This window comes from Caballeronia sp. LZ029 (assembly GCF_031451275.1).
GTDB classification, from domain to species: domain Bacteria; phylum Pseudomonadota; class Gammaproteobacteria; order Burkholderiales; family Burkholderiaceae; genus Caballeronia; species Caballeronia jiangsuensis.
Genome location: NZ_JARUXO010000093.1, coordinates 159,778 through 179,754, shown reverse-complemented (window position 1 = coordinate 179,754; position 19,977 = coordinate 159,778). Strand labels below are relative to the sequence as shown.

Annotated in this window: 14 protein-coding genes; 10 read left to right on the top strand and 4 right to left on the bottom strand. The window is 62.2% G+C overall.

What is annotated here, in order from left to right:
• Position 1 precedes the first annotated feature (1 nt).
• Positions 2 to 1,174, top strand: coding sequence for a dihydrodipicolinate synthase family protein (locus QCE73_RS34935; RefSeq protein WP_309885474.1), 1,173 nt, complete (start codon positions 2 to 4; stop codon positions 1,172 to 1,174).
• Positions 1,175 to 1,195: 21 nt separating this feature from the next.
• Here QCE73_RS34935 and QCE73_RS34930 read toward each other — a convergent pair whose 3' ends face one another.
• Positions 1,196 to 1,516: a DUF4148 domain-containing protein gene (locus QCE73_RS34930; protein WP_309885473.1), complete on the bottom strand. Its 321-nt coding sequence runs from the start codon at positions 1,514 to 1,516 to the stop codon at positions 1,196 to 1,198.
• Between the two features lie 303 nt (positions 1,517 to 1,819).
• On the opposite strand from QCE73_RS34930, the gene QCE73_RS34925 reads away from it, so the two are divergent.
• Entirely contained in the window at positions 1,820 to 3,694 is a 1,875-nt protein-coding gene (locus tag QCE73_RS34925; RefSeq protein WP_309885472.1) for a hybrid sensor histidine kinase/response regulator, read from the top strand.
• Here the strand turns inward: QCE73_RS34925 and QCE73_RS34920 are convergent.
• Positions 3,615 to 4,367: a response regulator transcription factor gene (locus tag QCE73_RS34920; RefSeq protein WP_035500107.1), complete on the bottom strand. Its 753-nt coding sequence runs from the start codon at positions 4,365 to 4,367 to the stop codon at positions 3,615 to 3,617. The genes QCE73_RS34925 and QCE73_RS34920 overlap by 80 nt on opposite strands.
• Positions 4,368 to 4,648: 281 nt before the next feature.
• Here QCE73_RS34920 and QCE73_RS34915 point away from each other — a divergent pair, with 281 nt between their 5' ends.
• From QCE73_RS34915 to QCE73_RS34900, 4 genes are all read left to right on the top strand, one after another.
• The gene (locus QCE73_RS34915; RefSeq protein ID WP_035500108.1) at positions 4,649 to 5,014 is read left to right on the top strand and encodes a hypothetical protein; all 366 of its coding nucleotides are present in this window, start codon (positions 4,649 to 4,651) and stop codon (positions 5,012 to 5,014) included.
• Between the two features lie 237 nt (positions 5,015 to 5,251).
• The gene (locus tag QCE73_RS34910; protein ID WP_309885471.1) at positions 5,252 to 6,859 is read left to right on the top strand and encodes a S53 family peptidase; all 1,608 of its coding nucleotides are present in this window, start codon (positions 5,252 to 5,254) and stop codon (positions 6,857 to 6,859) included.
• 123 nt (positions 6,860 to 6,982) lie between these two features.
• Positions 6,983 to 8,557 (top strand): hypothetical protein, encoded by a 1,575-nt coding sequence (locus QCE73_RS34905; RefSeq protein ID WP_309885470.1) that lies wholly within the window; start codon positions 6,983 to 6,985, stop codon positions 8,555 to 8,557.
• 174 nt (positions 8,558 to 8,731) lie between these two features.
• A complete protein-coding gene (locus tag QCE73_RS34900) occupies positions 8,732 to 12,886 on the top strand; it encodes a CheR family methyltransferase (protein ID WP_309885469.1) in 4,155 nt (1,384 codons plus the stop codon).
• A gap of 21 nt (positions 12,887 to 12,907) precedes the next feature.
• Here QCE73_RS34900 and QCE73_RS34895 read toward each other — a convergent pair whose 3' ends face one another.
• Entirely contained in the window at positions 12,908 to 14,590 is a 1,683-nt protein-coding gene (locus QCE73_RS34895; protein WP_309885468.1) for an alkaline phosphatase family protein, read from the bottom strand.
• Positions 14,591 to 14,905: 315 nt separating this feature from the next.
• Between QCE73_RS34895 and QCE73_RS34890 the strand changes: the two genes are divergently transcribed.
• The 4 genes from QCE73_RS34890 (at position 14,906) to QCE73_RS34875 (ending at position 17,817) form a co-directional block, all read left to right on the top strand.
• The gene (locus tag QCE73_RS34890) at positions 14,906 to 15,583 is read left to right on the top strand and encodes a heavy metal response regulator transcription factor (RefSeq protein WP_035500116.1); all 678 of its coding nucleotides are present in this window, start codon (positions 14,906 to 14,908) and stop codon (positions 15,581 to 15,583) included.
• Positions 15,583 to 17,046: a heavy metal sensor histidine kinase gene (locus tag QCE73_RS34885; RefSeq protein ID WP_309885679.1), complete on the top strand. Its 1,464-nt coding sequence runs from the start codon at positions 15,583 to 15,585 to the stop codon at positions 17,044 to 17,046. The genes QCE73_RS34890 and QCE73_RS34885 overlap by 1 nt, the downstream gene beginning before the upstream one ends.
• A gap of 132 nt (positions 17,047 to 17,178) precedes the next feature.
• Positions 17,179 to 17,454 carry a DUF4148 domain-containing protein gene (locus tag QCE73_RS34880; protein ID WP_309885467.1) on the top strand — a complete coding sequence of 92 codons (276 nt, stop codon included), beginning with the start codon at positions 17,179 to 17,181 and terminating at the stop codon, positions 17,452 to 17,454.
• Positions 17,455 to 17,547: 93 nt separating this feature from the next.
• The gene (locus QCE73_RS34875) at positions 17,548 to 17,817 is read left to right on the top strand and encodes a DUF4148 domain-containing protein (RefSeq protein WP_309885466.1); all 270 of its coding nucleotides are present in this window, start codon (positions 17,548 to 17,550) and stop codon (positions 17,815 to 17,817) included.
• Positions 17,818 to 18,547: 730 nt separating this feature from the next.
• Here the strand turns inward: QCE73_RS34875 and QCE73_RS34870 are convergent.
• Positions 18,548 to 19,975, bottom strand: a complete 1,428-nt coding sequence (locus QCE73_RS34870; protein WP_309885465.1) for an efflux transporter outer membrane subunit — start codon at positions 19,973 to 19,975, stop codon at positions 18,548 to 18,550.
• Between the last annotated feature and the right edge of the window lie 2 nt (positions 19,976 to 19,977).

The window sequence follows — 19,977 nt, the reverse complement described above, 5'->3', positions numbered from 1 at the left end:
CATGAACATCAATTTGCCACTGCAGGACGGGACTGTCCGGGCGTACTCGCTGCAAAATCTGGAAAACCAGCTTCCCGGATCGAGCGCCCCGACGTTCAACCGGATCGCGTATGCGGCCGCGCACGTCGTCGTCGATGCGCGTGCTGCTTACGAGCCGTCGGGTGATGCACCCGCTGTCGATTGGGACGCGACGCTGGCATTCCGCACGTACCTTTATAGTCTCGGATTCAAGGTCGCCGAGGCGATGGACACCGCCCAGCGCGGCATGGGCATCGGCTGGCCTGTCGCGGCCGAATTGATCCGACGCAGCATCGCTCACGCGAAGTCGATTCCCGGCGCCGATCTCGCCTGCGGTGCGGGCACTGATCATCTCGATAGCAAGAAAGCGCATTCTCTCGACGACATCGTTGCCGCTTACAACGAGCAGTTCGAGGTTGTCGAATCTGCGGGCGGCCGTCCGATCATGATGGCGAGCCGTGCGCTCTGCGCGGCTGCGCGCTCCGCCGATGACTACAAGTACGTCTACGAAAAAGTCATCTCCGCATCGCGCGAGAAAGTCGTGCTGCACTGGCTCGGCGATGCGTTCGATTCGGCGCTCGCCGGTTACTGGGGCAGCAGCGATGTCGATACCGCGATGGCCACAGTGCTCGACATCATCGGTCATCAGAAGGAGAAGATCGAAGGAATCAAGATCTCTCTGCTCAACGCGGAGTATGAACGGCAGTTGCGCTCGAAATTGCCAGAAGGTGTCGTCATGTTCACCGGCGACGACTACAACTATGGCGAACTCATCGCCGGTGACAACACAGGAAAGTCGCATGCATTGCTGGGCATCTTCGATCCGATCGCGCCGGTTGCGTCGAAGGCGCTGGCATCGCTGGCCCGAAACGACATCGACACCTATCACGCGCTGATGGCGCCGACGGTCACGCTGTCGCGCGAACTATTCGTCGCGCCGACGCAGTACTACAAGGCCGGCGTCGTATTCCTTGCGTGGCTCAACGGGCACCAGAACCATTTCTCGATGGCAGGCGGAATGCAGTCGGCGCGATCGGCGCTTCACTACGCGGACGTCTTTCGTAAAGCCGATGCTTCCGGCGTGCTGATCCGTCCGGAACTTGCAGTAAGGCGGATGAAGCAGTTCATGGAGCTGGTCGCCGGCATAGAGAACTGAGCGCTCGACGATTACCGGATGCTACTGGCCGCCCGAATAGAGGTGCTTCATGTCTTCGTCGGAGGCGGGGCGAACGACGGTGCGCGATCCGGACGTCGATGAGCCTGACGGCATGCCGCCATACTCCGTTGCGTGATCGGTCGCTACTCGTGCCTCAGCCGCCTGGATGTCGCCCGGATAACTGGCATCCGCGCTTTTGGCCGGATCGTAGCCGGCCTGTTCGAGCTGTTGCAGCTCTGCACGCACCTGGGCACGCGTCAATGCCGGATCCGTCTGGGAGAACGCAGCCAGAGGCAAGGAAAGCGCCGACGCTGCGGCGACCGCGATAACGACTGATTTCATGACAACCTCCTCGTAAATGCCAGCCGGAAAAACTCGGGTGCGAAGCGGCCGTTGCGAAACACAGGTCGAGTCTCGGCTCTCTGCACCGTCGTATCGATTGTCGGCCAGCGCCGACGCCCTCGACACCCACGTAGGTAGGCGAGCGCCCGAAATCGCGCCGCGAAGATGTAGGCATTGTTAAGCGGACGGATACATTCGTACCGCTACATTTGTATATCCGCATTCGAATGCGGTCCTGCTATTCTGTCTGGATGTCATGCTGCCGTATTCGCGGACGGCGACATTTCCGGATCGGGCATCGCGATGAGATCGTCAGACCTCTGGGTGCGCAGGTTCAGATCGGCGGCTCAGGAACGGGCGTTTCTGAGGGACTACGCGCAGCGCATGTCCGGCCAGCGAAGACTCGCCATCGCGATTTTCACCGCGTTGTGGATCGTTTTTTCGATCCGTGACTTCGGGCGGATCGACATACTCGATCCCGCCCATCTGCACCACCACGAAATAATCTTCGCGAGAAGCGCCGCGGCCATCGGCATGAGCGTGGCCGTCGTGCTGTGGACGCCGCGCGCACTCGATGAACGCTGGGCCGTCGGGCTCCTCTGCCTGTGGACGCTCAGTGCGTGGCTCGCCACCTTGAGACTGCTGCAGATCGTGGACCTGCCGTGGCACGAACACTATTCGATCCTGACGCTCACGCTGTTCACGATCTTCATGGCGTTCCGGCTACGCGTGGTTACCACAGCGTGGCTGGTCGGGCTGTGCATTGCAAGTTATCTGCTCATGCTGTTCCTCCAGCCTCCGGGCGAGAAGTTCGGTATGCACCTGTCGTCGGTGATTGCGCACGGCACGAGTCTGCCGCTGACGTATGCCATCGGTCTGCTCGTCAGTATTCCGCTGGAACGTTCGGCACGGCGCGAATTCATGTACCGGCGCACCTTGCGCGCGGCCAAGGCGCGCGTCGAAGCCACGTCGCGTGCGATCAACGAGCAGAACAAACGCATGCAGGAGCTCGTCAAGGAGAAGGAGCGGTTCTTTTCGTCGGCATATCACGACATCCAGCAGCCGCTCGCCGCGATCAACCTCTTCATTCGCAGCGCCCGGACGAGGATCAGGGACGGACACGCGGTGGATCGCGATCTCGATGTGATCGAAGAGACCGCGTCCGAAATCCTCGACATGTTCAAGGAGATCCAGGACTACAGCGAGCTGGGCTCGCATGTTCCCCGCCTTGTGCCGGTCAATACGTTCGACCTGCTGACCGAAGTCTTCCAGCAATATCGGGAGACGGCCGAGTTGCGGGGCATCGATCTGAGACTCGCGAGGCGTCGAGTCGAGCCGCCGTCCATCGAGACCGACCGGTCGCTCTTCAAGCGGGCCGTATCGAATCTCGTATCGAACGCGATCAAGAACACGTCGTCGGGCGGCGTCGTGCTCGGCTGGGTGCAGGTGGATGACCGGTTGAGAGTCGATGTATGGGACACGGGCATCGGCATTGCACCGGCCTATCGGGAAGCTATTTTCGCCGAGTACTACCAGATCAACAATCCGGGACGCGATCGTTCGAAAGGGCTGGGACTGGGGCTGTCGATCGTGCAGCGTGTGGTTCGCATTCTTCCGGGACACGCCATGAGTTTCGCTTCGGTCGAAGGGCGCGGATCGCGCTTTTCGCTCTACGCGAGCACTTCGGCATCGAAGCCGGCTGGCGCGACGACCCAGCATGGCGAGCGCCACCGCCCCGATCTCGATGGCACGTTCATGCTGCTGTGCGACGATGAACCGATGGTCCTCGAAGGCCTGCGACGCCTCTTTTCGAGCGCGGGCGCGCTCGTGCAGGCCGCCGAGTCGATGGCCGGGTTCGAGGCCATACTCGCCGATGACAGCCGCATTCCCGATCTCATCGTGACCGATATCCGGCTGCGCGATGGCGTCTCCGGCAAGGAAGTCGCAGACCGGATCAGGCGTCACTTCGCGTGGGCCGGCGTGATTCCCGTCGCTTTCATCACCGGCGAGTTGCTGTCGGTTCAGGTGCTGCGCGACTTCCCCGAGCCGTTCGTGCTGCTGCGCAAGTCGTCGGCGCCGGAGGACTTGCTGGCGGAGATCAGCCGCTTCGTTGCCGCCCATCGGCAGATGAATCCCGATCTCGCGACGGATCTGTCACCGGCAGCGTCCCGAGCTTGATGCCTTTGTCGGCCAGCATCACGATGAGTTCGGTGCGCCGCCGCAGATTGAAGTGCGCGAGCAGATGACTGATGTACTTGCGCACCGTGATGTCTTCGAGCCCCATCTTCGACGCGATGGCTTTGGACGGGAGGCCGCGCACGAGCCACGCGAGCGTTTCGTACTCGCGGGGCGTGAGTCCGAGATCCGGCGCGTCCCAACGTGCCGCGCCACCGTGCGGCGGCTGCGCATGTCCTGATTCGCGTGCCGGCGCCTCGGCCATGTCGATCGTGCGCCGCAGCCCGGCGATGCTCGCCGCGGGCAGATAGACGCCGCCCGAGAGCACGGCGACGATCGCGGCATGGAGCGCTTCGGGCGACGACGATTTCGGCACGTAGCCCATCGCGCGCAGTGCGAGGCATCGACTGACCGTCTCCATGCTCTCATCGGCCGATACCACCACCACGGGCAAGGACGGCCGCGCGTCTTTCAGGCGGACCAGCGCATCGCAACCGTGCCCGTCGGGAAGTTCGAGGTCCAGAAACACGATATCCGGATGATCGATCATCGCCGAATCGACGCCATGCGACAACGTGCTCGCATGAAGCAGTTCGACATGCGGAAAAAGCTCTTTGATGAGCAGTGCAAAACCGGCTCTGAAGAGTTCGTGATCATCGACGAGCAGCACGCGCATCGCATCGTCTCCCTGACGGTACTCGAATAATTCTATACGCGGTTTACAGTCGCGATGTGGTTATTCAATCCCTGTCGATCAAGATTCCCTACGACTTTCGATGTACACCGTCTAGCCGATAGGTTCGATATCCCGCCGCTTGTAGGCTCATGCAATCGCACGAGATTCGGCGTGGCACGCAGGCGGTGTCGCCTTGAACGAGGATGTGCGATATCGAGCGTGCTCGTCGATTGACCTCGATATTCGGCACGCGTAATCCACCAGCAATGAAGGAGCGAAGCATGGAAATGAAAGCGCACGATCCGTCCCCGGAACAAGCGGTCACTCATGAAGTGAGCGCCGACCATCACGGCGTCGTTCAGACTCATCTGGCCGGCACCATGACTGGCGTGGCGTATCGCTACGATGCGTGGCCCTCGCTGCACGGCGAGGTCGCCTTCGGGTTCAACGCAGGCCCGATCCAGGCGGGATCGCACGTGTTCGTGTCCGTCAGCGAATGCGATAACGGCGGCAACCGCTTCATGGGTTCCGCCATCTACACCGTGCAAAACATCGTGGTGAAGCCGGGCCGTACCGAGTTCCGCATCAATATCGGATGGAATTCGCCGCTTCGGGTATCGACGGATATTCTCGTCATCAATCCGTAAGCTTCGCCGCGCGGCCCGTCTCTTCATGCATCAAGTAGTTCGGATATCGAACTAATGTGCGAGGGACGGGCTTTTGCGCGAGGAGACCTGACGTACAGAGGGCGCAACAGAAAGCGCAGAAACAACCGAGCGCCGCGCCCCGATTCGCACTGCGTCCGAGCTTCAATCAGCCGAGACAGTCTCTCATCTTGCGCGGCACTTCCACTCGGCGGAAGGCGTCGCCACATGGAGTCGATCATGCCGTCCCAGCCTTCATCCATTCCGGTTCGCGGCAGCGAGCGCGCGGCGCTGCCTACGGCGCACGTCGTCGGTCCCGCAGCAAGCGACGAGCGACTGGAAGTGACATTGCGCGTGCGTCCGCGCGCGCAACTGCACGCATCAGCCTCCGAGGCGCAATCTCTTCGTCCGCCTGGCGAGCGTAGTTATCTGAGCCGCGAACAGCTCGCGTCGGCGCATGGCGCGGCGCCTGAGGACATCGCGAAGGTCGAGGCGTTCGCGCAGTCGCACGGCCTTCAGGTCGTGCTGACGAGCGCCGCGCGCCGCTGCGTCATCGTATCGGGCACGGTTGCGGCGCTGGAGTCGGCGTTCGCCGTGAAGCTGCAGCAGTACCGCTTCGACGGCGGCAGCTATCGCGGGCGCGTCGGCCCGGTGTTCGTATCGCCGGAGATCGGGGACATCGTCGAGGGCGTCTTCGGACTCGACGACCGTCCGCAGGCCATCGCACATTTCAAGCGCTCGGCGCATGCCGTGCGTGCGGAAGATGGAGGCGCGCCACACGCCGGCGGCGCTTCGTTCACGCCGCCGCAACTGGCGAAGCTATACAACTATCCCGGCGACACGGACGGCACGGGCCAGTGCATCGGCATCGTCGAGTTCGGCGGAGCGATCCGCGCGGCCGATATCCGCGCCTATTTCAAGGAACTCGGATTGCCCGCGCCGCACGTCAACACGGTGCTCGTCGATCACGCGCACATGCGTTCGGACGACGCGGACGCCGAGGTGATGCTCGATATCGAAGTTGCGGCCGCCATTGCGCCGAAAGCGCAGATCGTCGTGTACTTTGCGCCGAATACTTCGCAGGGTTTCATCGACGCGTTCACGCACGCCATTCACGACACGGTGCACAAGCCGTCCGTCATTTCGGTGAGCTGGGGCGGTCCGGAAAAGGACTGGTCGGCGCAGATCAAGACGCAGCTCGATCAGGTGTTCCAGGATGCGGCGGCGCTCGGTGTGACCATCTGCGCCGCGTCCGGCGATGCCGGTTCGAGCGACGAGAATCCCGACGCGCTCGCGAGCATCGGCCTTACGCCCGACGGCTTGTCGCACGCGGACTTCCCGGCTTCGAGCCCGTTCGCGCTCGCATGTGGCGGAACGAAGCTCGTGGCGTCGGCAAGTGCGATCACTAGCGAGACCGTGTGGAACGAAGATCCGGTGCGCAGCGCGACAGGCGGCGGCATCAGCGATTTCTTCGACGTTCCGGGCTATCAGGCCACAGCGAATATTCCTGTGTCCGCGAATCCCGGCGGCCGCAAGGGACGCGGCGTTCCCGACATCGCCGCGGACGCCGATCCGGCTACCGGCTATCTGGTGCGCGTTCATGGGCAGGATGCCGTGATCGGCGGCACGAGCGCCGTCGCGCCGCTGATGGCCGGTCTCGTCGCGCTGCTCAATCACAAGCTCGGGCATCCGGTCGGCTTCCTCAATCCGTTGCTGTATCGGACCGCCGGCATCACGCGCGATATCACGCAGGGCAATAACGGGGCGTATGCGGCCGGGAAGGGCTGGGACGCCTGCACCGGTCTCGGCGTTCCCGACGGCGCGAAACTGCTGGACGCGCTGATGTAACCGGTAAGCGCGAAGCGTCAGGCGCGGGCGGCGCCTTCGGGTGCCGCTCGATGGCGATGCGCCCGCGCGGGCGCGCGCCGTGGCCGGCTTCGCAGAGCAATCCAATCTGGTTGGGAGCAAGTCATGATTCAATCAATCCTCGACGCGCTGGACACCGATATCAGCTACCTGGTCGCCATGCTCCTGGTGCTCTTCTATGCCTGGAGCCGCTTCAATACGCCCCGGACAGTGCGCTCCGAGACGAGCCGTTTCCAGTTCTACGGCAGCGGCGTGGCCTATGTCATCTGCTGCGAAGCAATGCTGCTGATCATCACGTGGCTGGTGAAGGACAATCCGGACGCCATCAACTGGCTGCACATGGGCGCTGACGGAAGCGTCAGCAAGGAGGTTTCGGGATTCGATGCGCCGGCTATCGGCGCGCTCATGCTGACGACCCTGCTTCCGAGTTTTCCGTTTCTTCGGGATTTCGACGCAGGCATGCTCTCGTTCTTTCACGGCATGGGCGCCATTCCCGTCAATGCGATCCGCTGGGTGCAGCGGCTCGGCTCGGTTTCTTTCGTCATGACCGAGAGCGCGCTCGAAAGGGCGAGACAGTACGTCAGATGCCGGCCCGACCTGCAGGACGACCTTGCGCTGAAATTGGTCATCGACCCGGAAGGCGCCAGGATTCCCCATGCATTCACCGAAGTCGTGGTGCTCTATGTCGCCTACCGCGACCTTGAGATTCAACCCCGCTTCGTCAGTGCGTTCCCGGAAATAGATACGGAGTTCGAAGCGAAGATGGCGAACTTCTTCGCGCACAGTCTGGGCTACTTCGCGACGATCGACCAGTTGTCCGCGCAGAAACTCCAGCCCCCCGCGGATGCGACCGAGAATATCCGCAAGGTGATTCTCGCGAGCGCCGCCGATGTCAAACTGATGCTCGCAAGGGCGCTCCTCTACAGTTGCAACAACGATCTCGCGGTCGCCAATAAATTCCGGGCGATGGGTTTCGCCATCCCGCCGGCGAAGCGCATCCTCATACCAGCGAATCTGCTGTGTCTCGATCTGCTGGGCGTGATCGCGCTCTTCATCGTTTCGACGGTGCTTTCCGCCAACACCATGCCCATCGAGAAGGCGTTTTCGATCGGCGTGCTCGTCGCCTTCAATCACGTGATCGCGGCCATCGCCGCTCTCGTGCCGAAGCAGGCGTGGAAGTTCGCGGATATCGAGCAATCGAATGAACGGCCGTGGCTCGCCTATTTTCTCTCGACACTGGCCGCGCTATTGGTGGGATTGACGGCGTCGTATGCGTTCTATCTGTATCGCATCCACTTTTTCGATGCGAGCGGCCCGGTTCTGCCGTTCTCCGCGCAATGCAAGTGGCTGGTTCTGTCGACGGTGCTCGCGCTCGCACTGGCCTTCGAATGCGACAACTTTCGCAACGACGTTCCGCCACCCTTGCTCCGGTGGGCCGAAGGCGCCGGCCTCGGTGTTCTGATGGGAATGGTGGGCGCATTCGTCGTGTATTGGCTCCGTGTGGATCAGGCGCTGCTTCACGCGAACGACAAGCCGCCCAGCCTGTTGGTGCCGATATTGCTGAGCGCCGCGATCGGTGCGCTTTTCGGCTCGACGATCCCGCATTGGTATCGCACGTCCGTGTCGCGCGTCACGAAACCGCCACGGCCGGATAGCCTGGCGACGCCTGCGGCCATATAGCCGGGCGGGGCGTCGCGGCGCAGATTTCAAAGTCTGCTGCTACGTTTGTCTTATCGATGCGCGCGCACGTCATGTGCGCGCGCTTTTCGTTTAACCCGTGTCTGCTCCCACGCACGCCGGAACGGCTTAAACTACCTTCAGACCTACCCCAATTTCTTCGTCAGATGGAAAAAGATGGAAAACCCAGATCACGCCGCGGGCGACCGGACGGCAGCGCACCGCGCGACGCCTACGCTCGACTTTCCGGTTGTCGGCATCGGAGCATCGGCGGGCGGCATTCAGGCCCTGATCCGGTTCTTCGAACACATGCCACCGGATCCGGGCATGACCTTCGTGATCGTGCTTCATCTCTCGCCTTCGCACGAAAGTCAGGCTGACAACGTTCTGCGGCGCGTCACGCGCCTGCCGGTCTCGCAGGTGACCGAAGCCACGCCCATCGAAAAAAATCACGTCTATCTGATTTCTCCGGCGACCGCGCTATCGATGACCGATGGCTACTTGTCCGCAACGCCGGCAGAGCGCGGGCGCGGCCGGGGGCGAGGGCGGGCCGTCGCGATCGATCTGTTCTTCCGCAGCCTCGCCGAAGCGCACGGCGAGCGCGCGATCAGCGTCATTCTTTCAGGGTCGGGCAGCGACGGCGCGATAGGCATCGGCCGCATCAAGGAGTGCGGCGGCGTCACGCTGGCCCAGTCGCCGGAGGATGCCGAGTATGGGGAAATGCCCGCCAACGCGATGGCGACCGGTCAGGTCGACATCGTGCTGCCGGTGGTCGATATCCCGCAGAAGCTGATCGAATTGAATGAGAACGCTCGTTCGATCACGCTGCCGTCAGCCGACGTCGAGCCGGCAGCGGCGGAACTCGATCCGGCGGAGGACGGCGCGGTCTCGGCGGAACACGCGCTGCATCGCGTTCTGAATACGCTGCGCATTCGCACCGGTCATGACTTCCGGCACTACAAGCGCGCCACCGTTTTGAGGCGAATCGAACGCCGTTTGCAGGTCAACGGCCTGCCGAATCTGCTGGCCTATCAGCGCTTCGTCGAAACGCATCCGGAAGAAACGGGCGCGCTGCTCCGCGACATGCTGATTGGCGTAACGAACTTCTTTCGCGACCGTCAGGCGTTCGAGGCCGTCGAGCGCGAAATCGTGCCGGCCGTCATCGAGAGGAAGCTAGATGGCGATCCGATTCGCGTATGGGTCGCCGGATGTTCGACGGGTGAAGAGGCCTATTCGCTCGCCATGCTGTTCAGCGAGCGCAAGGCGACGGGCGCGGAGTTGCCGAGGCTTCAGATATTCGCAACGGACCTCGACCAGCAGGCGATAGAACTCGCGCGCACCGGCAGCTATCCGGAATCGATTCTGACCGACATTTCGCCCTCGCGCCTGCGGCGTTTCTTTACGTTCGAGCGCGGCCGCTATGTCATCAACAAGGCGCTGCGCGACAGCGTGCTGTTCGCGCCGCATAACGTGCTGCGCGATCCGCCGTTCTCGCATCTCGATCTCGTGTCGTGCCGCAACCTGCTGATCTATCTCGACCGGACCGTGCAGCGTCAGGTGCTCGAAACTTTCCATTTCGCGCTTCAGCCCGGCGGTTTGCTGTTTTTGGGAACGTCGGAGTCGGTGGACATCGCGGACGATCTCTTCAGCACGGTCGACAAGAAGAACCGGATCTATCGGGCGAGGATGCTGCCCACGAAAGTCCCCGTGATCTCGTCGCCGGCGGTGACCGGCAACCAGGCGGCCGCGCCGCGTGCGCTCGCGCCGGCGCCCATGCGCGACTCGGCGAGCGTGACTTTCGCGAGCCTTCATCGGCAGGCGATCGAACGCTATGCACCGCCGAGCGTGCTGGTGGACCGCAACGCGGAGATCCTGCACATGTCCGACGGAGTCGGGCGATTCCTGCGCTATGTCGGTGGCGAGCCCTCGCACAATCTGCTCACGCTCATCAACCCCGACCTCGGGCTCGAACTTCGCACCGCGCTCTTTCAGGCGCTGCAAAACGGCAGGAGCGTGGATGCGCAACAGGTGCGCTTCTCGCGCGGCGCCACGCATTCCTACGTGACCATGACGGTCCGTCCGTTCAACGACGCGACGGACTCGGCGGAGTTCTGCACGATTTTCTTCGATGAAGTCGATGAGACGACGCAGCCCGACGAAGAAGCGCAAGACGGCGCGGATCAGAATCCCTTCGTCGCGCATCTGGAGGGCGAACTGCATCGCACCAAGGAACTGCTGCGGCTGAGCATCGAGCAATCCAACGCATCGAACGAGGAACTGAAGGCTTCGAACGAAGAACTTCAGGCGATCAACGAAGAGATGCGCTCGGCGACAGAAGAACTCGAAACGAGCAAGGAAGAGCTGCAGTCGGTCAACGAGGAACTCGTCACCGTCAATAGCGCGCTTCAGCTCAAGGTCGAAGAAACGGCGAAGGCCAACGACGATTTGCAGAACCTTATCGCGTCGACGGGCATCGCCACGATTTTTGTCGACAGCGACATGCGCATCAAGCGATTCACGGCGCCCGCCGTCAGGTTGTTCAACCTGATCGAAACGGACATCGGACGTTCGCTATTCGACCTGACGCATCGCCTGATCTATCCGGAACTGGCCAGCGACGCGAGCGCCACTTTCCAGAGCCTGCAGATCACGCAGCGCGAAGTCGGCACGACGAGCGGCGAATGGTATCTGGTCCGGCTGTTGCCTTACCGTACCGCCGAAGACCGCATCGACGGCGCGGTGCTGACGCTCATCGACGTCACGGAGCGGCGCGTGGCCCAGCACGAGGTTCGCCTGGGTGAGGAACGGCTCAAGCTCGCCGCACTCGCGACAGACGACTACGCGATCATCGTGCAGGACCTGGACGGCAGGATCGTGAGCTGGAACAAGGGCGCGCAACGCGTGTTCGGTTACGACGAACCGGAGGTGCTGGGCAAGCCGGTCGATCTGATCTTCACGCCGGAGGATCGCGCGCAGGATGTCGCGCTCCGGGAACGCGAGACCGCGAAGGCGATCGGCCGGGCGGAAGATGAACGGTGGCATCAACGCAAGGATGGCCGGCGAATCTATTGCAGCGGCGTGACGACCACGATCACCAGCGAGGGCTTCAACGGACTGGCCAAGATCGTCCGCGACATGACCGACAGAAAGAGCGTGGAGAGTCAGCAGCAGTTGCAGCTCGAGATCGAGCGAGCGACGCGTGCTCAGGCCGAATCCGTCAATCGCCAGAAGGACGAGTTCTTCGCGGTGCTGTCACACGAACTCAAGAATCCATTGAATCTCATCCACGTGAAGGCCGAACTGCTCGGACGTGCGCCGGATGCAAGGAATATTCCGCTGGTTCAGAGTGCGGCCGAGGCCATTCAGCGCTCGGTGATCAGTCAGGCGAAGATCATCGACGATCTTCTCGACCTGTCCCGCGTGCGCACGGGAAAGCTCGCGCTGAATTTCGCCGATGTCGATCTCGCGGCTATCGTTCGCTCCGTAACGGAAGCCTGCGCCGGCGATGCGAGGAATAGCGGCATCGCCCTGAGCACGTCGCGGACCGACACCGCGCTTGTCATCCAGGCCGATTCCGTGCGCGTCGAACAAATGCTGTGGAATCTGCTTCGCAATGCGCTGAAATTCACGCCTCTCGGGGGCAGTATCGGGGTCGCGCTGTCCGAAGACAATCGCTTCGCCTGCATCGAAGTGACGGACTCGGGCAGGGGCATTGCGCCGGAGGTCCTGCCCAAGGTCTTCGACCTGTTCAGTCAGGCGCAAGGGAGCGTCAAACGGGACAGCAGCGGACTCGGCATCGGTCTGTCGCTCACGAAGCAACTGGCGGAAATGCATGGCGGAACGATCGAAGGGAAATCGGCGGGAGTCGGCCTGGGCGCCTGTTTCCGCTTGTGGTTGCCCAAGAATTCGCCTTTTGCCACGCGCGCGAAGTCGATTGGCATCGCCGACCCGAGCATCCTCAGGGGGCTGAGGGTCCTGCTGGTCGACGATTCGATCGAAGGCCTCGAAACGTTCGGCGCGCTGCTCGAACTCGAAGGCGCCGAGGTCACCGCCGAGTCGAGTGCGCGAAAAGCGCTTGCCCTGGCGATGGATCGCGAGTTCGATCTGATCCTGTCGGACATCGCCATGCCCGAAATGAGCGGGTATGAATTGATCGAAGCACTGCGCGAGCAAGCCAATACCGCGAAAGTTCCGGCCATAGCGCTGACGGGGTTCGGGCGCGATCAGGATGCCGCGCGTGCGTTGCGCGCCGGCTTCGATGCGCATATCGGAAAGCCAGTGACGTTGAACGCGTTACTGGCTGTCCTCGGGGCGAACATGCTGCGACGCTAGCAAGCCGGCGCGTGTGCGGAACTAGAAGCGGTCGCCTTCGAAACCGGGCAACGCCTGCGTCCCTTCGATCTCGACCGAATGCAGCCGCCTTGCATCGACGCCGAGAAGTCTCAGCATGGTCGGCGCGACCTGTGTCGTCACCACGCGGTCATCGACCGTGCGGCCCGCGTGCTTCACGCCCGGCGCGTACACAATCAGACCGAGGTGACCGTCGTCGGGCGCGTTGCCGCCGTGCTCTTCATCCTTCGATGCGCTCGACGTATAGATCACACCCGGATTCGGCTGCACGATGATGTCCGGCGTGCGCCCCTCGCGCGGATCGCCGAATGCGGCTGCGATGCGCGGACCGTAAAGCAGATAGGCATACGGCGCGTCCGCGCAGATGCCCGGCGCGTTACAGCTCAGATTGTCCTTGAGCGACTTCACGGCTTGCGCCAGTTGATGCTGATCGCGCAGCCAGATGAGACTGACATCGTCGCTTTGCACGAAGCCGGTGTCGACGAGGCCGCTGCCATCGTTCAGATTGCCGGTCTTCGTCGCGTTCTGGCCGTAGTTGCCCTTCGGATCGAGATAGTTGTTCGCCTGAAGGAGCGCCGCGACCGTATCGCCATTTTTGATGAGCTTGCTGTGATCGGTCGGCGACTGGCCGTGCTTGGCCGTCACGATGATCGCCGTGGACCGGTACAGCCCGCGCTGTTTCAGCTCCGACACGATGCGCCCGAGCGATGCATCGACATAAGCGATGGCCGCGCGCACCTGCGGCCCCGGCGTGAAGCTCGCGTCGAGATAGCCGCCGTTCGTTGCCACCGTGGCTTTCTGCGCGACGCTCAGCGTCTGGAAGTTCGCGCCGAAGATGGTCGGAACGCCGGGGGCGGGGTCGCCTGTCGAACTCTTGCCGTCGATCTGGTTGATGAGCGCCTGCACGTGGAGATCGTCGAAGACTTCGGTGTGCGTGTAGAGGTCGGTGTAGTTCGTGTTCGTCTTCGGGTCGATCGAGTTGATCTCGGTGCGCATGAGGTCGTCGACGCCCGCGCCCGACGGTCCGTTCAGCCAGTCGTAGCCCCACGCATGTTTGTCGGCCCACGCCGTGCGCGCTTGCGGCACGCGTGCCTTGATGACTTCGAAGACGGTGTTGGTCTTCACATAATCGTGCGGATAAACGGGCTTGCAGACGCCATCGACTTTCGCATGGGGAATCGCTTGCGGATTGAATGCATTGCCGCCGTCGAGATGCACGAGTGCGCCGCCATTCTGGGCATCGATGCCGGTGGTTTCGTCGAAGACCACATTCCAGCCCTGCGCGCCGCTGCAACTGGTATCGGACGGCGCGTACAGCGTGCGGTCGTACGACACGTCGTAAAAGAGTCCGGTCGTCTTGGGCGAACCGCCGGTCACGAGTGCAGCGAGACCGGGAAAGGAATCGGACAGCCCGGGCGTTTGAGCGTTCGTGTACGTGATGCCGTCTCTGGCGAGCAGCGCGATGTTGGGACACGCATTGGATGCCACGCAGCGCGCGACATCCTGTTCGTGCAGACCGTCGAAGCTGATGAGAATCACATGCTTCGCGGCGGCGCGGTCATCGTGATCCGGACGGCGATGATCGCGGTCGTCCGCCTTTGCGTGCGACGCGTTGAATGTAGCCGCCGCGAGAATCGCGGCGACGAGAGGGCTGTGCGCGAGGGTGCGTCTGTTCGTCTTCTTCATGTCTCACCTTGTTGTCGATTGATGAAGCTTTCGCGGAGGCCTATCAATGTGCGGTGCAATTGCGGCGTGTCCATGAACAAGGGCTTTCGATTGACTGTCTTCTGCGTACTTTATTTTTCGTCGGATGCAGTCGTTGTTAAGGATGTCATAAGGATCGGTGTGTTTCGCAGGGATATGAAACGGCCGCCCGGCGATTGCCCGGCGTTTGAAAATCGTCTGACTGAACCAATGCCAGATAACAGATTTGTAATTCAGCCGGCGTAAGGCGCGCGTAGAATTGCTTGCAGACGAACCGGAGCAAACGGGACTGCCAGAATGCGGGTACTCATTGTCGAAGACGAGCAGAAGGCGGGCGCCTATATAAAAAAGGGCCTGGAGGAAGCGGGTTACTTTGTCGATGTCGTCGGCGACGGCGCCGAGGGCCTCATTCTCGCGAAAGAAGAGAACTACGATGTGATCGTTCTCGACGTCATGCTGCCGTCGATGGACGGCTGGTCCATCGTCAAGAACCTGCGCGAGTCGAAGTCGACGCCCGTTCTCTTTCTGACCGCGCGCGATGACGTCGCCGACCGCGTGCGTGGCCTGGAGCTGGGCGCCGACGACTATCTTGTCAAGCCGTTCGCCTTTGTCGAACTGCTCGCCCGCGTGCGCTCACTTGCGCGTCGCGGTCCGCCTCGGGAGAGCGACCTCATCGTTCTCGGCGATCTGGAAATCGACATCACGCGGCGGCGCGTCAAGCGCGCGGGCAAGCGCATCGACCTCACGCCGCGCGAATTTGCGCTGCTTCAACTGCTCGCGAGAAGGCACGGCGAAGTATTGAGCCGCACGCAGATAGCGTCGTACGTCTGGGACATGAACTTCGACAGCGACACCAACGTGGTTGAAGTCGCGATACGAAGACTCCGCGCGAAGATCGACGACGAATTCGCCACCAAGCTGATTCAGACCGTTCGCGGTGTGGGTTACGTCATCGCGCTGGAAGACTCCGCGTGATCAGGCCACGTTCGTTGACCACCACGCTTGCTCTGGCGTTCGCGGCGACCACACTGGCGGTATTCGGGCTTGTCGGCACGTTCGTCTATCTTGCGCTGGAACAACAGGTCAAGGTTCAGGACGATCTCGATATCGTGCTCGCGGCGCGGCATACACGCCGCCTCGCCGACGAGTTGAGCGACTACGCCGATATTCTGCGGCATCGTGAACGACTCGAAAGCCAGGTGCTCGGCAACGAAGCACTATCGCTGCGAATCTCGGACGCGGCCGGAAAGACGCTCGTGCAACACAACGTCGATCCGGCGATCGGCACGCTCGAGATTCCCACCGTCGCGGTGCCCGCCAACGCCCAGATCACGGAGCGTTCCATCGCGCCGCTCGCCACCGCCGGCGGTGCGCCGATTCGCGCGCTCGCCGTCGATGCCGCGTTGCAGAACGGAACGATTGCGACCATCGTCGTCATGCGCGACATGCACGATCGCTGGCTGCTGCTGGATCGATACCGCGACAAGCTTCAACTGGCGGGCGTGCTCGGCGTTCTGCTGGCATTTAGCATCGGCTATTTTCTCGTGCGCCGCGCGATGCGGCCGGTGCGTGAAATGGCGGTCAACGCAGCCAGCATCACTTCGGACAAGCTCGATACCCGAATCGAAGTGTCGCGCGTCCCCACCGAACTCGAACCGCTCGTCGTCTCGTTGAACGGAATGCTTGCGCGACTGGAGAGCAGCTTTCAACGACTCTCGCAGTTCACCGCCGATCTCGCGCACGACATGCGCACGCCGCTTTCCAACATGCGCGGCGCGATGGAGGTGGCGCTTGCGCGGCCACGCCCGGTCGAGGAGTATCAGGCGACGTTGGAGTCCAGCCTCGAAGAATGCGAGCGGCTTTCGCGGATGATCGAGAACGTGCTGTTTCTCGCGCGCGCCGAGCATCCGCAGTTTTCGAAGAACATGCGCGTCATCGACGGCGGCAAGGAATTGCAGCATATCGCGGATTACTTCGAAGGATTGGCGGACGATGCCGGTGTTCGTATCGTCGCGTGCGGGTCCGCGATGTTGCGGGTCGATGTGGAACTCTTCAGGCGCGCGGTCAGCAACCTGCTTGCCAACGCGATGCGATTCACGCCGGCGCAAGGCATGATCACGCTGTCGATCCACAGCGCGGAAGACCGGGTCCGCGTATGCGTAGAGAACGAAGGCGCGCCTATTGATCCTTCCTTGCTCGAACGGATCTTCGATCGCTTCTATCGGGCGGATCCGTCGCGCGGCGCATCGGGGACGACGGCGGGATCGGCCGGGCTCGGACTTGCAATCGTTCGCACGATCATGGACCTGCATGGCGGCCGTGCGCACGCCGAGAGCGATGCGCGCAGCACGCGGTTCATACTGACCTTCCCGGTCGTGGAAGCGTCCGACCTGCCCGAAGGCGGCAGCGTTTCACGCACTCAGATTTCAAACTTGTAACGTCACCGTCAGACTTTCGGCAGTGCTCCGAATCCAGAATAGCTCCAACGTCGGCATTCATTGAAGCCGGTGTCGCGAGGGTAAATTGCACTCGGGCAAGACCCTCGTTTTCTATTTCGGAGAGGGAACACCATGAAAGCTATCACATGTGTGGTGCTTGCAGTATCGACGCTGCTGCCGTTCAGCGCTTTCGCGCAAACCACGGGCGGGCAGGTGACACGCGCAGAAGTGCGGGCCGATCTCGCGCGGCTGGAAGCGGTCGGATATCGGCCGAGCACGCATGACGCGGATTATCCCAATGCGCTCATGTCCGCCGAGTCGAAAGTCGCAGCGATGCAAGGCCACAACGCTGCGTACGGCGGCGATCAGGGCGGCGCGCAACAAGTGGGTAGCGCAGGCGCGCAATAACTTGTGAAGCGGCATCGCCGCGAAATTCATTCAATCGAATCACATTAGTCGAGTCATCGGCTTGTATTCACGCACTCCTTGAGGATTAAGATCATGAAACAGACTGTTTTGCTTCTTCTCGCTTCATTGGCTATCGGTGTGGCGGGGCAGGCGTCCGCGCAGACCAGCGGAATCACGCGCGCCGAAGTCAAGCAACAACTGGTTCAAGCCGAAGCACAAGGTCTGTTGCCTGCGAACGGCGTCGACTATCCGCCGAACGCGGCCGCCATCGCACGAAACAAGGCCGCCTTTCAGGCGCGAGAGCAAGCGCATGCTGCGGCAACGGGTTATGGCGGAGCAGCGGACGGTCAGACGTCGAACTGAACGCTGGCGCGTGTTATGTGCTTTTTTCTAAGAAATGCAGAATTTCTTGGGGAGAGCGCGTGACACGCTTCTGGATTTTCGCTGGATCCCGTATTCGTGTTGGTCTATTGGCGCTGCCCCTCCCCGGGGCGGGGGTCACTTTCTTTGCTGCTGCAAAGAAAGTAACCAAAGAAAGCAGCTTCTCACCGCCCGCAGTCACACGCAGTTTGGCCATGCTTGCCAGCCCCCGGTGGCACTCGCCTAAGTGTCGCCCCCAAAGGACCAACCGGGCTTGGCTCGCGCACGGTCTGCCACCCCAAATGTTTTAGCGCGCTGGTTCAGCACAAAAGAGCATCGGCACAGCGCTTCGCGCTGCCGTGGGGTTTGCGAGGGCAACCGTCGAAAAAGAAGCGCACGCGCACCCGCACCCGATTGACCCATCGGCCGCGAAGCGGGCCGGAGCTATTTGGTGCTGAACCAATTTGTTATGTGGTGCGATGAGTCAGACCGTGCGCGGTCCAAGCCCTTGTCTGCTTGTGGGGGCACTCGCTACTGCCGGGCCATTAGGCCAATCGTCTGTGCCGCGGCCGGTGTGAAGTGCTTAGGCTGGGGATAGCTGTTTCTTTGGTTACTTTCTTTGCAGCAGCAAAGAAAGTGACTGCCGCCCCGCACAGGGGCAGTGCTAATAGACCACTAAGAAATCGGGATCCAGCGAAAACCCCCTCATCAGGCCACATTGCCAAGCCCGATATCACTGATCTGCGCGCACCCGCCAGTCGCCGCCCAGCGCGACCAGCAAGCCCACCGAGGCGACGGCCCGGCGCGCATCGATCTGCTCGGCGGTGCGTTCATTGGTGAGCGCAATGGTCTGCGCGGTCACGACATCCAGATAACTCACCGCGCCGGCATCGAAACGATTCGTCACGAGCTTCAGCGAGAGCGCCGCCGCGTCCGACGCAAGCCGCTGGCTGCGTGCTTCGTCCGCGAGTGCGTTGAGGGCGGTGAGGTTGTCCTCGACTTGCTGGAACGACGTCAGCACGGTCTGCCGGTAATCCGCGACATAGCCGTCATAGCGGGCATGCGCGCTCGCAAGCGATGCCTTCCGGCGCCCGCCATCGAACAGGGTGCCCGCAAGCTGCGGACCGAGTGACCAGAAGAGACTCGGCGCGGTGAGCCAGGGCGCGAAGAAGCTCGACTCCAGACCCGCGCTCGCGCTCAGGATCAGATCGGGAAAGAACGCCGCACGCGCCTCGCCGATTTGCGCATTCGCTGCGAACACGCGGCGTTCCGCTGCGGCGATGTCCGGCCGGCGTTCGAGCAATTGCGAAGGCAGCGCCTGCGGAATCTCCGGCAACACGAAGGTTTGCTTGCGCGCGGGTATCGAGAAGGTCGAGGCCGGTTCGCCGATGAGCGTCGCAATCGCATGTTCGAGCATCGCGCGTTGCGAGGCGGCCTCGGTCGACTGCGTGCGCGTGCTTTCCAGTTGCGCCTGCGCCTGCGCCACCGCCGATGCATCGATCGCGCCGCTCGCGAGTTGCCGCTTCAGTAGTTGCAGGGCGGCGTCATAAGCGGTGACGGAATCGTCGAGAAGCTGCTTCTGGGTATCGAGCGAGCGCAGATTGAAGTAGTCCACCGCGAGTTGGCTCGACAGCGACAGACGCAGCGCTTCGACATCGGCGGCGCTCGCCTCGGCGCTGGCTTGCGCATCGAGTGTGGCATCGTGGATGCGGCCGAAAAGATCCGGTTCCCACGATGCCGATACGCCTGTCGAATAGTCGGAGATGGTCTGTCCCGCCAGCGATTTGCCGAGCAGATTCTGCGATGTGCGATAGCGGCTTTGCGCCACGCCGGCTGTTACCGTCGGGAAAAAGCCCGCGCGCTGATAGTCGACCATGGCGCGCGCTTCCTGCAACGAAGAGACGGCTTTCTTCAGCGACTGATTCGAGACGTTCACGCGCGCTTCGAGATCATCGAGTTGCGGGTCCTTGAATGCCATCCACCAGGGGCCGCGCGGTGTCGAATCGGCGGGTGCGGCGACGGACCATTGCGGCGAACCCGCGAAATGCGCCGGAACGGCGACCTCCGGTGTCTGATACGGCGGCACCGTCGAGCAAGCGGCGAGCGTCACGCAGACGAGGGCAGCGGCGCAACGGCGCAGCGCGATAGGGACACGTTTCATTC

Coding starts and splice junctions, on each gene's coding strand:
- QCE73_RS34935 (WP_309885474.1), top strand. CDS start 2: ATGAACATCAATTTGCCACTGCAGGACGGGACTGTCCGGGCGTACTCG.
- QCE73_RS34930 (WP_309885473.1), bottom strand. CDS start 1,516: ATGAAATCAGTCGTTATCGCGGTCGCCGCAGCGTCGGCGCTTTCCTTG.
- QCE73_RS34925 (WP_309885472.1), top strand. CDS start 1,820: ATGAGATCGTCAGACCTCTGGGTGCGCAGGTTCAGATCGGCGGCTCAG.
- QCE73_RS34920 (WP_035500107.1), bottom strand. CDS start 4,367: ATGCGCGTGCTGCTCGTCGATGATCACGAACTCTTCAGAGCCGGTTTT.
- QCE73_RS34915 (WP_035500108.1), top strand. CDS start 4,649: ATGGAAATGAAAGCGCACGATCCGTCCCCGGAACAAGCGGTCACTCAT.
- QCE73_RS34910 (WP_309885471.1), top strand. CDS start 5,252: ATGCCGTCCCAGCCTTCATCCATTCCGGTTCGCGGCAGCGAGCGCGCG.
- QCE73_RS34905 (WP_309885470.1), top strand. CDS start 6,983: ATGATTCAATCAATCCTCGACGCGCTGGACACCGATATCAGCTACCTG.
- QCE73_RS34900 (WP_309885469.1), top strand. CDS start 8,732: ATGGAAAACCCAGATCACGCCGCGGGCGACCGGACGGCAGCGCACCGC.
- QCE73_RS34895 (WP_309885468.1), bottom strand. CDS start 14,590: ATGAAGAAGACGAACAGACGCACCCTCGCGCACAGCCCTCTCGTCGCC.
- QCE73_RS34890 (WP_035500116.1), top strand. CDS start 14,906: ATGCGGGTACTCATTGTCGAAGACGAGCAGAAGGCGGGCGCCTATATA.
- QCE73_RS34880 (WP_309885467.1), top strand. CDS start 17,179: ATGAAAGCTATCACATGTGTGGTGCTTGCAGTATCGACGCTGCTGCCG.
- QCE73_RS34875 (WP_309885466.1), top strand. CDS start 17,548: ATGAAACAGACTGTTTTGCTTCTTCTCGCTTCATTGGCTATCGGTGTG.
- QCE73_RS34870 (WP_309885465.1), bottom strand. CDS start 19,975: ATGAAACGTGTCCCTATCGCGCTGCGCCGTTGCGCCGCTGCCCTCGTC.